Annotated in this window: 17 protein-coding genes; 3 read left to right on the forward strand and 14 right to left on the reverse strand. The window is 65.6% G+C overall.

Annotated elements, in window-relative coordinates:
* Positions 1–4 precede the first annotated feature (4 nt).
* The 10 genes from rpoE to WKW79_RS06615 form a co-directional block, all read right to left on the reverse strand.
* Entirely contained in the window at positions 5–682 is a 678-nt protein-coding gene (gene rpoE, locus WKW79_RS06570; protein ID WP_340334302.1) for an RNA polymerase sigma factor RpoE, read from the reverse strand.
* Positions 679–1,029 (reverse strand): hypothetical protein, encoded by a 351-nt coding sequence (locus tag WKW79_RS06575; protein ID WP_340334303.1) that lies wholly within the window; start codon positions 1,027–1,029, stop codon positions 679–681. The genes rpoE and WKW79_RS06575 overlap by 4 nt, the downstream gene beginning before the upstream one ends.
* 157 nt (positions 1,030–1,186) lie before the next feature.
* Positions 1,187–2,431: a beta-ketoacyl-ACP synthase II gene (gene fabF, locus WKW79_RS06580; RefSeq protein ID WP_340334304.1), complete on the reverse strand. Its 1,245-nt coding sequence runs from the start codon at positions 2,429–2,431 to the stop codon at positions 1,187–1,189.
* 94 nt (positions 2,432–2,525) lie between these two features.
* Positions 2,526–2,765 carry an acyl carrier protein gene (gene acpP / locus WKW79_RS06585; RefSeq protein ID WP_140843300.1) on the reverse strand — a complete coding sequence of 80 codons (240 nt, stop codon included), beginning with the start codon at positions 2,763–2,765 and terminating at the stop codon, positions 2,526–2,528.
* 104 nt (positions 2,766–2,869) lie between these two features.
* On the reverse strand, positions 2,870–3,613 hold the full coding sequence (gene fabG / locus WKW79_RS06590) for a 3-oxoacyl-ACP reductase FabG (RefSeq protein ID WP_340334305.1): 744 nt from the start codon (positions 3,611–3,613) through the stop codon (positions 2,870–2,872).
* The gene (gene fabD / locus WKW79_RS06595; RefSeq protein WP_340334306.1) at positions 3,610–4,569 is read right to left on the reverse strand and encodes an ACP S-malonyltransferase; all 960 of its coding nucleotides are present in this window, start codon (positions 4,567–4,569) and stop codon (positions 3,610–3,612) included. The genes fabG and fabD overlap by 4 nt, the downstream gene beginning before the upstream one ends.
* Before the next feature lie 49 nt (positions 4,570–4,618).
* Positions 4,619–5,596 carry a beta-ketoacyl-ACP synthase III gene (locus WKW79_RS06600; protein ID WP_340334307.1) on the reverse strand — a complete coding sequence of 326 codons (978 nt, stop codon included), beginning with the start codon at positions 5,594–5,596 and terminating at the stop codon, positions 4,619–4,621.
* Positions 5,596–6,684 (reverse strand): phosphate acyltransferase PlsX, encoded by a 1,089-nt coding sequence (plsX, locus tag WKW79_RS06605; protein WP_340334633.1) that lies wholly within the window; start codon positions 6,682–6,684, stop codon positions 5,596–5,598. Before plsX ends, WKW79_RS06600 begins: the two co-directional genes overlap by 1 nt.
* A gap of 61 nt (positions 6,685–6,745) precedes the next feature.
* Complete coding sequence (rpmF, locus tag WKW79_RS06610; RefSeq protein WP_213959550.1) at positions 6,746–6,928, reverse strand: 50S ribosomal protein L32; 183 nt, start codon at positions 6,926–6,928, stop codon at positions 6,746–6,748.
* A gap of 199 nt (positions 6,929–7,127) precedes the next feature.
* Positions 7,128–7,676, reverse strand: a complete 549-nt coding sequence (locus WKW79_RS06615; protein WP_340334634.1) for a YceD family protein — start codon at positions 7,674–7,676, stop codon at positions 7,128–7,130.
* Positions 7,677–7,786: 110 nt separating this feature from the next.
* Between WKW79_RS06615 and WKW79_RS06620 the strand changes: the two genes are divergently transcribed.
* Genes WKW79_RS06620 through WKW79_RS06630 form a run of 3 tightly spaced genes read left to right on the forward strand, consistent with a single transcriptional unit; the run spans position 7,787 to position 10,278 of the window.
* Positions 7,787–8,368 (forward strand): Maf family protein, encoded by a 582-nt coding sequence (locus tag WKW79_RS06620; RefSeq protein ID WP_340334308.1) that lies wholly within the window; start codon positions 7,787–7,789, stop codon positions 8,366–8,368.
* Entirely contained in the window at positions 8,365–9,123 is a 759-nt protein-coding gene (locus tag WKW79_RS06625) for an SAM-dependent methyltransferase (protein WP_340334309.1), read from the forward strand. Before WKW79_RS06620 ends, WKW79_RS06625 begins: the two co-directional genes overlap by 4 nt.
* Before the next feature lie 3 nt (positions 9,124–9,126).
* The gene (locus tag WKW79_RS06630) at positions 9,127–10,278 is read left to right on the forward strand and encodes an MFS transporter (protein WP_340334310.1); all 1,152 of its coding nucleotides are present in this window, start codon (positions 9,127–9,129) and stop codon (positions 10,276–10,278) included.
* 3 nt (positions 10,279–10,281) lie between these two features.
* Here the strand turns inward: WKW79_RS06630 and WKW79_RS06635 are convergent, their stop codons facing one another.
* From WKW79_RS06635 to WKW79_RS06650, 4 genes are read right to left on the reverse strand one after another with little or no spacing between them, the layout of a single operon-like run.
* The gene (locus WKW79_RS06635; protein WP_340334311.1) at positions 10,282–11,325 is read right to left on the reverse strand and encodes a S49 family peptidase; all 1,044 of its coding nucleotides are present in this window, start codon (positions 11,323–11,325) and stop codon (positions 10,282–10,284) included.
* Positions 11,326–11,338: 13 nt separating this feature from the next.
* Positions 11,339–11,707: a Rieske (2Fe-2S) protein gene (locus WKW79_RS06640; protein ID WP_340334312.1), complete on the reverse strand. Its 369-nt coding sequence runs from the start codon at positions 11,705–11,707 to the stop codon at positions 11,339–11,341.
* 20 nt (positions 11,708–11,727) lie between these two features.
* On the reverse strand, positions 11,728–12,396 hold the full coding sequence (locus WKW79_RS06645; protein WP_340334313.1) for an HAD family hydrolase: 669 nt from the start codon (positions 12,394–12,396) through the stop codon (positions 11,728–11,730).
* Positions 12,389–13,402, reverse strand: a complete 1,014-nt coding sequence (locus tag WKW79_RS06650) for an RluA family pseudouridine synthase (RefSeq protein WP_340334314.1) — start codon at positions 13,400–13,402, stop codon at positions 12,389–12,391. Before WKW79_RS06650 ends, WKW79_RS06645 begins: the two co-directional genes overlap by 8 nt.
* Between the last annotated feature and the right edge of the window lie 530 nt (positions 13,403–13,932).

The raw sequence follows: 13,932 nt of genomic DNA on the forward strand, positions 1-13,932 counted from the left end.
CTGCTTACCAACGTTTGCCGGACTGGTTGTCGAGCAGCGGTTTGACCCGCGCCGATATCGCCTCGCGCGCACGGAAGATCCGCGAGCGCACAGTGCCGATCGGACAATTCATGACCTCGGCAATCTCTTCGTAACTCATGCCCTCGATCTCGCGCAACGTGACTGCCTGGCGCAACTCGGCCGGCAGCGCATCCATGGCGGCCTCGACCGCACTTGCGATCTCCTGGGCTGCCAGCACTGTTTCGGGGGTTTCGTCGGTGGTTGGTTCGTTTGTGGGCCGGTAAGTTTCATCTTCGTCTTCGGAAGATGTGCGCAAGGCGGCTTCGGACACGGTCGGGTCGCGCTTCATGTCGACCAGCGCCTTCTTGGCGGTGTTGACGGCGATGCGGTAGAGCCAGGTGTAGAACTGGGCCTCGCCGCGGAACTGGTGCAGCGCGCGATAGGCCCGGATGAAGGTCTCCTGGGCAATGTCCTCCACCAGGTCGACATCGCGCACCATGCGGCCGATGAGCCGCTCGATCCGTCGCTGGTACTTGATCACCAGCAATTCAAAGGCCTTCTGGTCGCCTGCGACGGTTCGCTGGACCAGTTGGAAGTCGACCTCCCCCGGACGTGGACCCGCCGCGGTGTCGGCAATCGGACCCGTCTCGGGTGGCACGGGCGGAGGCGCGGAGGCGGTCATGGAGAGTCGTGCGAGGTGCCCTGGGGCACCGATGGCTGCGGCGCAGCGGCTGGCCTGTCGGGTTCAGCCGGCGAGGCGCGCGAATATACCGCACGGCGCAGTTCCAGCCAGCGCTCGGGGGCACTGCGCCGCTCCAGCCACAGCCAGCGACTGCGCCGCTTCGGGAACCACAGGCGCACCAGCATCAGAGATTGGAAATCAAGCGCCGGCGTCAGGCGCGCGGCACGAACACTTGCCGCGCCAGAGAGCCGCCAATCACGCCCGTCGAAGCGCAATTCGCCCGCAGGCTGGCGCCCCAGCAATGCCCCAGCGGCCAGCGCCGCCAGCAACACGCTGCTTGCGAGCACGGCCCCGCGCCCCCCAAGGAAACCAATCTGCCAGCACACCCAACCCGCGCAGCAAGCGCCTGCCACCCAGATTGTGATCAAGAGGCGCGCCGCCATGCGCGAACGCCCCATCGGATAGCTCACCGATGGGGCGCTGTGCATGGGATTCCCGGAAGACTCAAGCCCGCTTGAACACCAGCGTGCCGTTGGTGCCGCCGAAGCCGAAGTTGTTCTTCACCGCGATGTCGATCTTCATGTCGCGCGCCTCGTTGGCGCAGTAGTCCAGGTCGCACTCCGGGTCCTGGTTGAAGATGTTGATCGTCGGCGGGCTCTTCTGGTGGTGCAGCGCGAGCACGGTGAACACCGACTCGATGCCGCCCGCACCACCCAGCAAGTGGCCGGTCATCGACTTGGTCGAGTTCACCACCAGCTTCTTCGCGTGATCGCCGAAGCAGTTCTTGATCGCGTTGGTTTCGTTCAGGTCGCCGAGCGGTGTCGAGGTGCCATGGGCATTGAGGTAGTGCACCTCGTCCCTGTTCACGCCGGCATTGGCCAGGGCCATGTCCATCGAGCGCTTGGGCCCGTCGACGTTGGGCGCGGTCATGTGGTACGCGTCCGCGCTCATGCCGAAGCCGATCACCTCGGCATAGATCTTGGCGCCGCGTGCCTTCGCACGTTCGTATTCCTCGAGCACCAGCACGCCGCCACCCTCGCCCAGCACGAAGCCGTCGCGGTCCTTGTCCCAGGGACGAGATGCGGTCTTGGGGTCGTCGTTGCGCGTGCTGAGCGCTCGTGCGGCCGCAAAGCCGCCAATGCCGAGCGGCGACACGGTCGACTCGGCGCCACCGGCGATCATGACGTCGGCATCGCCGTACTCGATCATGCGGGCCGACAGGCCGATCGCATGCAGGCCGGTGGTGCAGGCCGTAACGACCGCGATGTTCGGGCCCTTGAAGCCGTACTTGATCGACACGTGACCGGAGATCATGTTGATGATCGAGGCCGGCACGAAGAAGGGCGAGACGCGGCGCGGGCCGCGGTTCACGAGTTCCGCATGCGTCTCCTCGATCAAAGGCAGTCCGCCGATGCCCGAGCCGATGTTGCAGCCGATGCGAACGGCCTCTTCATGCGACAGCGCATCGCCCGTGGGCAGGCCGCTGTCGACCACCGCCTGCATGGCGGCGGCCATGCCGAGATGGATGAAGCGGTCCATGTGACGCGCTTCCTTCTCGGCAATGTATTGGGTGATGTCGAAGCCCTTGACCTCGCCCGCGAACTTGCAGGCGAAGGGGCTCGCATCGAAACTGGTGATCGTGTCGATGCCCGTGTTGCCGGCCAACAAGTTGGACCAGCAATCGGCAACGGTGTTTCCGACAGGAGCGATGCAACCGAGTCCGGTCACGACGACGCGGCGTTTGGTCATGCCGGCAAACCTTTCTGGGAGCGTTGGAAACCGTGTCGGGGCGCGCAGGGTGCGAAGGTGCGCCGAGGGCCCGGACGGTTATCAGCGGGGCCGATCAGGCCTTTTGGTTCTTGGAAGCGTAGTCGACGGCGTTCTGCACCGTCGTGATCTTCTCGGCGTCCTCGTCGGGGATCTCGATGCCGAATTCGTCTTCGAGGGCCATCACGAGTTCAACAGTGTCGAGCGAATCGGCGCCGAGGTCGGCCACGAAGGCCTTCTCGTTGGTCACTTGGGACTCTTCGACTCCGAGTTGTTCGGCAATGATTTTCTTGACTCGTGCTTCGATATCGCTCATTTGGTTCCCTCTGAGGGTTGTAAAGAATCGTTTGATTTTAGCCGGCCGAATTGTGGCATTTGCCACAGCGGCCGTCCGGTGAAAATAAGGGCTCTTGCCCTTGCTTACATATGCATGCCGCCGTTGACATGCAGTTCCTGCCCCGTCACGTAGCCGGCCTGCGGCGACGCGAGGAAGGCCACTGCATTCGCAATGTCGGCCGGCTTGCCCAGGTGACCCAGGGGGATCTGGCCCAGCAGTGCCTGCTGCGCCGCCTCGGGAAGCTTGGCGGTCATGTCGGTTTCGATGAAGCCGGGCGCCACGCAGTTGACGGTGATGGCACGGCTGCCGAGCTCGCGCGCGAGCGCCCGTGTCATGCCCGCGACACCGGCCTTGGCAGCTGCGTAGTTGGCCTGGCCGGCATTGCCGGAGGCGCCGACCACGCTGGTGATGCTGATGATGCGGCCATAGCGCTGCTTCATCATGGGCTTGATCACGGCACGCGACATCCGGAACACGGAGCGCAGGTTGGTGTTGAGCACGGCGTCCCAGTCATCGTCCTTGAGGCGCGCGGCCAGCATGTCGCGTGTGATGCCTGCGTTGTTGACCAGCACGTGCAAGCCTCCATAGGCCTTGACGATCTCGTCGACCAGCGCATCGACGGCCGGACCGTCGTTCACGTCCAGCGCGCGGCCGCGGCCATCGTAGGCGCCGAGCGCCGCGGTGATCTTCTGGGCGCCCTCTTCCGTGGTGCCGGTACCGATCACCTTGAGCCCACGTTGGGCCAGTTCCAGCGCGATCGCGGCGCCAATGCCGCGCGACGCGCCCGTCACGAGGGCGATCTGGCCTTCGAATTGAATGTTGCTCATGCTGTGGTGCTCAACAGGTTTTTGGTTTCGGCAAGCGTTGCTGGATCGTAGACCGAGGCCGCCGCCAGGTCGGGCGCGATTCGCTTGGCCATACCGGCCAGCACGCGGCCCGGCCCGCATTCGATGAGGGCCGTGACACCGCGCGCCTTCAGCGCCTGCACGCTCTCGACCCAGCGCACCGGGCCCGCCGCCTGGCGCACCAGCGCTTCACGAATGCGCGACGGCTCGGTCTCGACCGACACATCGATGTTGTTGAGGACCGGAATTTGCGGCGAGGCCAGCTCGATCGTCGCCAACTTCTCTCGCAGCGCCTCGGCCGCCGGCCTCATCAGGCTCGAATGGAAGGGCGCCGACACCGGCAGCGGCAAGGCGCGCTTGGCGCCGTTGGCCTTGAGCACTTCGCAGGCCTTCTCGACCGCCGCCTTGCTGCCGGCAATCACGGTCTGCATCGGATCATTGAAGTTGACCGCTTCGACGACCTCGGCACTGCCCGCGCCAAAGCCTGCCGTCACCTCGGCGCATCCCGCGATGACCTTGGCCGAATCCATGCCGAGGATGGCCGCCATTGCGCCGGTGCCGACCGGCACGGCCTTCTGCATCGCATCGGCGCGGAATCGCACGAGCGGCGCGGCCTGGGCCAGGCTCAGCACCCCGGCAGCAACCAGCGCCGAATACTCGCCCAGCGAATGGCCGGCGACCACGGACGGCTGCGCGCCGCCCTCCGCAAGCCAGGCGCGCCAGGCCGCGACGCCGGCCACCAACATCACCGGCTGGGTGTTCGTTGTCAGGCCGAGCGCTTCCTTGGGGCCCTCATGGATCAGCTTGGCCACGTCTTCGCCCAAGGCATCGGAAGCCTCCTGGAGGGTCTGGCGAATGGCCGGGTGATCACCCCAGGCGTCGAGCATGCCGACGGCCTGCGAACCCTGGCCCGGAAAAACAAATGCAAAGGAAGTCATCGTTGTCAGTCTCCAGCGGTGCGCCCCATCCATGGCGGGCGCGTCACGCCTAGTAATTCAATAGCACCGAACCCCAGGTGAAGCCGCCACCCACGCCTTCCAGCATGCAGGTATCGCCCTTCTTCACCTTGCCGCTACGCACCGCATCATCGAGTGCCAGTGGAATCGACGCGGCCGAGGTGTTGCCATGCTCGTGCACCGTCACGATGAGCTTGTCGCGCGACATCTTGAGCTTCTTCGCGGTGCCTTCCATGATGCGGATGTTCGCCTGGTGCGGAATCAGCCAGTCGATATCGGCTTCGGTCTTGCCGGCCTTGGCCAGGGACGTCCGCGCCGATTCCTCCAGCACGCGCACCGCGAGCTTGAAGACGGCCTGGCCGTCCATGTGCAGCAGCGGTGTGCCCAGCACCTCGCCACCCGACACATGTCCCGGCACGCAGAGGATGCCGACATGCTTGCCATCGGCATGCAGGTCGCTGGCCAGGATGCCGGGCTCTTCGCTGGCCTCGAGCACGACGGCGCCGGCGCCGTCGCCGAAGAGGACACAAGTGGTGCGGTCGTTGAAATCCAGGATGCGGGAGAAGACTTCAGTGCCGACGACCAGGGCACACTTGGCCGTGCCGGTGCGAATCAGCGAATCGGCGACGGTCAGCGCGTAGACGAAGCCGCTGCAAACGGCCTGCACGTCGAAAGCGGCACAACCGGCGATGCCGAGTTTGTTCTGCAGGATGGCGGCCGACGACGGGAACACCATGTCCGGCGTGGAAGTCGCGACGATGATGAGGTCGACGTCACTCGCAGTCCGGCCCGCCGCTTCAAGCGCCTTGCGTGCGGCCTCCAGGCCCAGGTCGCTGGAGTTGACGCCGGGATCCGCGAAATGACGCGCACGGATGCCGGTGCGCTCGATGATCCATTGGTCAGAGGTTTCAATGCCATGCGAAGCGAGTTGCTTCGCGAGGTCGTCGTTGGTCACCCGGCGGGGTGGTAGATAGCTGCCAGTGCCGGTGATACGCGAATAAGAGGTCATCAAACGTGGATTGCCGCGGCTTCGGCCGGCGCCGCCTGCTCTTGCCGCGCGAGAAGCGGGGCGGCGTGGGCGATGCGGGCCCGCACGCGTTCGAGCAGGTTGTTGCGAGCGGCATCATAAGCGCGATCCAGCGCATGCCCGAACGCCACCTCATCGGCAGACCCGTGGCTCTTGAACACCAGGCCGCGCAAGCCTAGCAGGGCCGCGCCGTTGTAGCGCCGATGATCAAGCCGGTTTTTGAGTGACTTCAGAACCGGATAAGAGATGATCGCGGCAAGTTTGCTGAAGATGCCGTTGGAATATTCCTGCCGCAGGAAGTCGACGATCATCGCCGCGACCCCCTCCGTGGCCTTCAGCGCAACGTTTCCGACGAAGCCGTCGCACACCACGATGTCGGTGGTGCCCTTGAAAATGTCGTTGCCCTCGACATTCCCGTAGAAATTCAGGTCACCCGCATCACCGGCCATCTTCAGCAACTGGCCGGCCTTCTTGATGACTTCGCTGCCCTTGATAGCCTCTTCGCCAATGTTCAGCAAGCCGACGGTGGGCGAATCATTGCCTGTCAGCGCGGAAACCAGCGCAGAACCCAGCACCGCGAACTGCAGCAGATCCTCGGCATCGCAGTCCACATTGGCGCCCAGGTCGAGCACCGTCGTGGCGCCGCCCTTGCTGTTGGGCATTTGCGGCGCAATGGCGGGGCGATCGATGCCCTCCAGTGTCTTGAGCAGATAGCGGGCGATCGCCATCAACGCGCCCGTGTTGCCAGCGGAGATGGCAGCTTGCGCCGCGCCATCCTTGACTTGCTGGATGGCGATGCGCATCGACGAATCTTTTTTCTTGCGCAGGGCGATCTCGATCGGGTCGTCCATGCCGACGACTTCGCTGGCCGGCACGATGCGAGCCCGCGGATGGGTCAGGCCCGCCAGCGCGGCAGGCGCCCCGACGAGCAGCAGCGATGCGTCCTGGTGACGCTCGAGGAAAGCACGGCAGGCGGCGAGCGTGACGCGCGGGCCGTGGTCGCCGCCCATGCAATCGACGGCAAGCGTGATTGCGGCGGACGCGGGCGTGGGGGCAGCGGACGTATGCATCAAGACAAAGGCCCGACGCTACAACAAAAGTAGCTTCGGGCCTTGGCGTCGAAACGGGGCGTCAGGCTTCGGACTTGGTCTTCAGCACCTTGCGGCCACGATAGAAGCCGTTGGGGCTGATGTGGTGACGCAGGTGGGTTTCGCCGGTGGTCGGCTCGACAGCGATGCCGGGCACGTCCAACGCGTTGTGTGAACGGTGCATGCCGCGCTTCGAAGGCGACTTCTTGTTTTGCTGGACTGCCATGGTGGCTCCTGGACTGGTAAAAGGTTAGTGAAGGTGCGCCCGGCGTACTGTCGATCAATCGCCGGTGCAACCGGTGCAGCCGAGATCGCCAGAATTGCTGCAACCGGCAGGAAGCCAGTAAACCAAAGGCGGCGCGGCGCGCGAAGCCCATGATTATAGCCCAAGCTCGACCATTGAGCCAAGTGGCCGGCCCAAAGGGCTACTCCGGCTTGCCGCCGCGCAGTTTGCCAAGCACCGCGAACGGGTTGGGTTTGGCCCCCTCGGCAGCGTCGAAATCGGCATCCGCCGCCGACAACGGCGGCGCATCCGGACAGGTGTCGTGGCGAGGCGTGACGGGGATTTCCATCAGCAATTCGTCCTCGATCAGCGCATGAAGATCGAAGTCGCGACTCGTCACGAGGATGTCTTCCTCGGCCTCCTCGTCCTCGATCACGGCCGTCTCCTCGTCCGCCACGAAGCGAAACCACCGATCCACGGTCAAATCGACGTCCACCGGCGCGAGGCAGCGCTGGCAAACGAGGGGCACCACCGCATCGGCCTCCAGATGCAGCCACGGCACCGGGGCACCCGTCACGCCGGGGCGTTGCTCGCCGTCTGCCGTCCAATTGACCTCGGCTTCTGGCGATGCGCCGGTGGTTTCCGCCGCCAGGCGGGTGAGGTCGCGCAAGGGCGTGCGGCCCGACAGGGTGGCGCCGTCTTCCGCAAAGGCGGCCACGTCGAGGCGCTGGGGGGCGAATTCTCTGGTCATCGCGGGCAGTCTAAGCCAATGCAGGACAAATCCCCGGGATGACGTACGCAGCGTCATGCCGACCCTTGGGTGCGGGCGCTGCGCGGCCCCGTCCCCCACAATCATGGGCTATGCAACGCACCGTGATCCTTGCCTCCACGTCGCGCTACCGGCGCGAACTGATGAATCGACTGCACCTGCCCTTTGAAGTGCACGCGCCCGACGTCGACGAAACACCGCTTCCCGGCGAAAGCCCCGCCGCGATTGCCAATCGCCTGGCGCTGGAGAAGGCGCGTGCGGTCGCCCGGCGTTTTCCGGAGGCCGTGGTGATCGGTTCCGACCAGGTCGCCGACCTTGCCGGCGAATCGCTGGGCAAACCGGGTGATCACGAACGCGCAACCGCGCAACTGCGACGCATGCGGGGCCAGACGCTGGTCTTTCAGACCGCCGTCGCGGTGGTATGCCAGGCCACAGGTTTCGCACAGCAAGATATCGCTCCGGTGCGCGTGGTGTTCCGCGACCTCAACGACGCCGCGATCGAGCGCTACCTGCGCCTTGAGCAACCCTACGACTGCGCCGGCAGCGCCAAGAGCGAGGGCCTGGGCATCGCCCTGCTCGAAGCGATCGACAGCGACGATCCCAGTGCCCTGGTCGGCCTGCCGCTGATTCGCACCTGTCGCATGTTGCGTGCCGCGGGCGTGGATCTGTTGTGACCCGGGGCACGCTCTACCTCGTGCCGGCGCCGCTGGACTTCGGCTGCGATGTCCAGGCGTCGCTGCAGGACGCCCTGCCCCTGGGCACCTTGCAGAAGGCGGCGGCCATCACCCACTGGATCTGCGAGAACGCCAAGTCCGCGCGCGCGTACCTCAAGCGCATCGACGCGGTCGTGCCGCTAGCCGCACCGCTGCAGGCCCAGGAGATCACCGAATTGCCGCGCGATGTGCACAAGAAGGGCGACCACGCCGGCCAGTTCGACGCCCGCCCCATGCTGGCCGCCGCGCTGAACGGCCATGACATCGGCCTCCTGAGCGAAGCGGGGATGCCGGCCGTGGCCGACCCGGGGTCGTCCGTTGTGCGCGCGGCGCATGAGCTCGGCATCGCAGTGGTGCCGTTGACCGGGCCGGTGTCGCTGCTGCTGGCGCTGGCGGCAAGCGGGCTCAACGGCCAGAATTTCGCGTTCGTCGGCTACCTGCCGCAGGAGGCGGGCCCACGCAGCCAGCGCATCCGCGAACTCGAGACGCTGGCGCTGCGAACCGGCCAGACCCAACTTTTCATCGAGACACCTTATCGCAATGCCGCCCTCCAGCAAGCGCTCTTGCAGACCTTGCAGCACAACACGCGGATGGCCATTTCACGAGGCCTGACACTGGCAAGCGCAACGGTGCGGAGCGATACGGTCAAAGGCTGGCGTGCGACCCCGGGGCAGTCCGAGGATCGCCTGCCGGCCGTCTTCGCGATCGGGCGCTGACCGGTGGGCAACGGGATCAGCGCCGGCACGAGTTGGGCTTCGCGCGCGCAATTCTTCGCCTCGGGCTTCATCTTCGCGACCTGGGGCGTGCACATCCCGACGGTGAAAGCGCACTACGACGTCGACGAGGCGCAGCTGGGATTTGCCTTGCTGGCCGCGGGATTCGGCGCCCTGGCCGGCCTGTCACGCGCGGGCCACTGGATCGGCCGCTACGGCGCACGCGATACGGCACGGATCTGCGGAACGGTCTATGCCTTGCTGATCGCCGCATTGATCGTGATGCCAGGCTATGGCGCGCTGCTCGCGTTGCTGGCCGTGTTCGGGATCGCGACCAGCGTGTTCGACGTCGCCATCAACACCGAGGCGGCCAAGCTGGAACTGCTGGACGGCGGCACCTTGATGAGCGGGATGCACGGCATGTTCAGCCTGGGTGGCATGGCTGGCGCCGTGACCGGTGGCGCCGCACTCGCGGCCGGCATGGCACCGCAAACTCACTTGATCTGGGTGGCGGGCGTGACTGCGCTCGCGGTCTTGCTGGCATCGCAATACATGCTGCCTCGTTCGGCAACCTCCTCGGCTGCACCAGCGGCCGAAGGATTCAGCTTGCCGCGCGGCGCGCTGGTGATCCTCGGCGTGCTGGCGGCGTTGGGGCTGATCGCCGAAGGCGCGATCTACGACTGGAGCGTGCTGTACCTGCAGCAGGAACTCGGCAGTCCGCAGGGCCAGGCCGCCCTCGCCTATGCGAGCTTCTCCGCAGCCATGGCTGCGGCCCGCTTCGGCGGCGATGCGATGCGGGCTCGCTTCGCGCCGGCCGTGCTGTTGCGTGGCAGTGCGGTGCTGGCGGCGGTGGCCATGGCACTGGTGCTCGTCGCGCGTCAGCCCTGGCTCGCACTCGTGGGATTTGCCGGCGTGGGCATTGGATTTGCCAACGTGGTGCCCATCCTTTTCTCGGCTGCTGCACGGGTGCCGGGCGTGGACCCGGCGCGCGGCATCGCGGCCGTCTCGGCCGCTGCCTACCTCGGCTTCATGGCCGGGCCGCCGGTGATCGGCTTCGTGGCCCGCGTCAGTTCGCTCGGGTGGGCGCTGTGGCTGGTGGTGGGCTTTGCGGTTGCGCTGGCGATATCGGCGCGCCGCGTGGAAGCGCCACGCGGCTGAAGGTCAGCGCACGCCGGGCGACAGGCGCAGCGCGCGAACCGTGGCATCGCCCATGGCGGCGCCGAACTTCTTGGCCAGCTTTTCCGCCACGTTGTCGCGCCGCGTGTAGTCGATCACCTCTTCGGCCTTGACCACCTCGCGCGCCACGAAGTCGACGTTGCCCAACTGGTCGGCCAGGCCGAGATCGACGGCCTGCTGCCCGGTCCAGAACAGTCCGCTGAACAAGCCCGGCGTCTGCGTCTTGAGTCGATCGCCGCGCCCGGTCTTGACGACATTGATGAATTGGTCGTGGATCTGGTCGATCATCTGTTGCGCATGGGCGCGCTGTGCGTCGTTCATCGGGCTGAACGGGTCGAGGAAGCCCTTGTTCTCGCCCGAGATGATCAGGCGCCGCTCGACACCGAGCTTTTCCATCGTGCCAGTGAATCCGAATCCGTCCATCAGCACGCCGATGCTGCCGACGATGCTGGCCTTGTCGACAAATACCTTGTCCGTCGCCGCGGCAATGTAATAGGCGGCGGACGCGCAAGCCTCCTCGACCACCGCATACACCGGCTTGTTGTACTTGGCCCGCATGCGCTTGATCTCGTCATTGATGATGCCGGCCTGCACCGGGCTGCCGCCGGGCGAATTGATCAGCAACACCACAGCCTTGGCGCCCTCGTCCTCGAAAGCCGTCTTCATCGAGGCCACGACGGATTCGGCATTGGCATCGGAGCCGTTGGCAATCTCTCCCTTGATCTCGATTACCGCGGTGTGGGCCGTCGCCTTGGCTGTGGTCGGTGTCCCGCGCGACAGGCCGAACCAGAGCACGATCGCCAGGAACAGCAGCCAGCTCAGCCGCACGAAGGTGCGCCAGCGGCGCGCCGTCTTCTGTTCGTTGAGCGAGGCGAAAGCAAGCTTCTCGAGCGTCGCGCGCTCCCATCCGGTGGAAAGCGTCGGATTGGCCTGGCCTGCCTTTTTGGCAGCGGCCTGCGATGCCGTGAGGGGTGCCGTGGATTCAAAGGGCTCGAATCCTTCGGGCTCCTTGCGGGTGGGGTCGGTCATGTGCAAAGGCCGCTCAGAAGGCCAGGGGTTGAAGGTTCCAGTCAGTATGCCAGTGCACCACGCCGTCACGTTCGCTCAGGGCGATCTTCACCAGCCCGCCGCGGCAAGGGCCACCGGCGCACTCTCCCGTGTCCGGCTTGTAGACGGCGCCGTGCGTGGCGCAGAGCAGCCATTGGCCGGTGTCGTCGAAGAATCGATCCGGCTGGAAGTCGAGTTCCATCGCCACATGGCTGCAGCGATTGAGAAACGCGTGCGGCCGCTTCTCGAAGCGGATGGCGAAGGCGCGGCAGGTTTCACCACGGAAGACCACGTCGAAGGGAACGGCGCGCCCGCCTTCGGCCAGATCAGAAGCATTGCACAGGGGAATCGCTTGCTCGGTCATGGGGCGGTCTTCCAGACGTCCTATCCGTTGGAGAGCAACCAGTGTTGCAAAGACGGAACGGAATGGGCGATGAAGAGCGGATTGAGCGCGTCGAAGTCGCCGGGTTCATGCGCACCGTAGCTCACGCCGACGCTGGAACAGCCTGCATTCATAGCCAGTTGGAGGTCGTGCGTGGTGTCGCCAATCATCAGCGTGCGCTCGGGAGGGACAGCCAACTCTTCCATCAGTTCGAGCAGCATGCGCGGATGCGGCTTGCCTGCGGTCTCGTCGGCGGTACGGGAACTGTCGAAGCGGTCGTGCAAGGTGGCCGTGGCGAGCGCGGCGTCCAGACCGCTGCGCGACTTCCCGGTGGCGACCGCGAGCTTGTGGCCGCGCGCGCGCAGAGCGTCAAGCATGGGCAGCACCCCATCGAAGAGCACCAGGTCGTTGTGATGGCCGATGTAGTGATGGCGGTAACGCGCGCCCAATTGGGCGTATTTCTCCCGCGGCACGTCCGGCGCCGCCTTGGCCAGCGCCTCGGCCAGGCCGAGCCCGATGACCCAGGCCGCATCCTTGTCGGACGGCCTGGCTCCGCCCACGTCCACGACGGCCGCCTGGATGCAGCGCACGATCAGTTGCGTGGAGTCGTACAGCGTGCCATCCCAGTCGAAGGCGATCAGGTCAAAGCGGCGGTTGCGGGGCTCAGTCATGGCTGGACAGCTCGAGAACGGTAGCCGGCGGCAGCAGCCGCGCCAGCTCCGGCGGGAGCGTCGCCTGGACTGCGATGCGCTCGCCGGTGGAGGGGTGATTGAATTGCAAGCGCCAGGCGTGCAGGAACATGCGTTTCAAGCCGGCCTTCTGCAGCGCGCGGTTGCGCTCGAAGTTGCCGTACTTGTCGTCGCCCGCGATGGCATGGCCCTCCGACGCGAGGTGCACACGGATCTGGTGGGTGCGGCCGGTCTTGATGGTCACGGCCAGCAAGGACATCGGCTGGCTCTCGCCCGGGAGGGTGATTCGCGCCTTCACGCGGACCAGTGTCACGGAACGCATGGCATCCGGATGGTCCTTGGCGACCACGCGCACGCGGCGCTCGCCGTCGGGCAGCAGGTACTTCGCGAGGGAAGCGTCGAGCACCTTTTTGGAAGCCGGCCATTCGCCGTCCACCAATGCCAGGTAGGTCTTGCCGGTCTCACGATCGCGAAACTGGTCCTGCAACGCGACCAGCGCGCTGCGCTTCCTGGCCACCAGCAACACGCCGGAAGTTTCCCGGTCGAGCCGATGCACGAGTTCGAGGAACTTCGCGCCAGGCCGCGCGGTCCGCAATTGCTCGATGACGCCGAAGCTCACACCGCTGCCGCCGTGGACCGCGACACCGGCCGGCTTGTCGATGGCGATCAGGGCGTCGTCCTCATACAACAGGGGAAATTCCCGCGCCGGCGCGGGCGGCGTGGCGCCCTCCTCGGACCGCGCCGAAACGCGCACCGGCGGCAACCGAAGCACGTCGCCGGCCTCGATGCGCGTCTCCGCCTGCACGCGCCCCTTGTTGATGCGCACCTCCCCCGACCGGATGATCCGGTAGACGTGGGTCTTGGGAACGCCTTTCAGGTGGCGGAACAGAAAATTGTCGAGTCGCTGACCGGCAGATTCGTCATCAACCGTCAAAAACCTGACTTCTGCCGCCGCGGGGTCGGGCTTCGCACCTATAATGTTTTTCACCAGCGCGGTCGTGTAAGTGCTTGATAAGACAGAAGTTTAGAGCACTCATGTTTGCGCTGTGAGGTCGATGCCGCTTTGGCGCGTCGCCTGCAGGCCAAAACGCAAGAGCGTGCGGCGGCAAGCGCAGCGTCCAAGTCAAGCCGACGCCCAACGAAACACCGATACGGAATACCAGCAGACAGGCCCACAGGCTGTCTGCGGATCAAAGCGAGTCCCCCAGTGTTGATGCTGCTGATTCAAATGTGCTTGCGCTGGCTGATGCCCGCGCCCGCAAACATTGAGTCGCCCGCAGAGCGCGACATCATTGCGCACCCAGCTATCAAAAAGATAGCACCTCAACACCGCATCTGGCTCGCGCCCATCCACGCGCCCCCACCCCCACTGTCTCTGTTGGACTGACGTTCAAATAGAGGGCCGCCCGCGCTTTTGCGCCTCCGGCCAGGATCAGCGGGATCAAGCGGCAATTCCCCCTCGTTTCGCAAGCGTCGTCCGTGCATCGTGCGCCCGTCATGGGCCGGTAGAACGATAGA

Origin of the sequence: Variovorax robiniae (genome assembly GCF_037889955.1) — a bacterium.
Lineage (GTDB): Bacteria > Pseudomonadota > Gammaproteobacteria > Burkholderiales > Burkholderiaceae_C > Variovorax > Variovorax robiniae.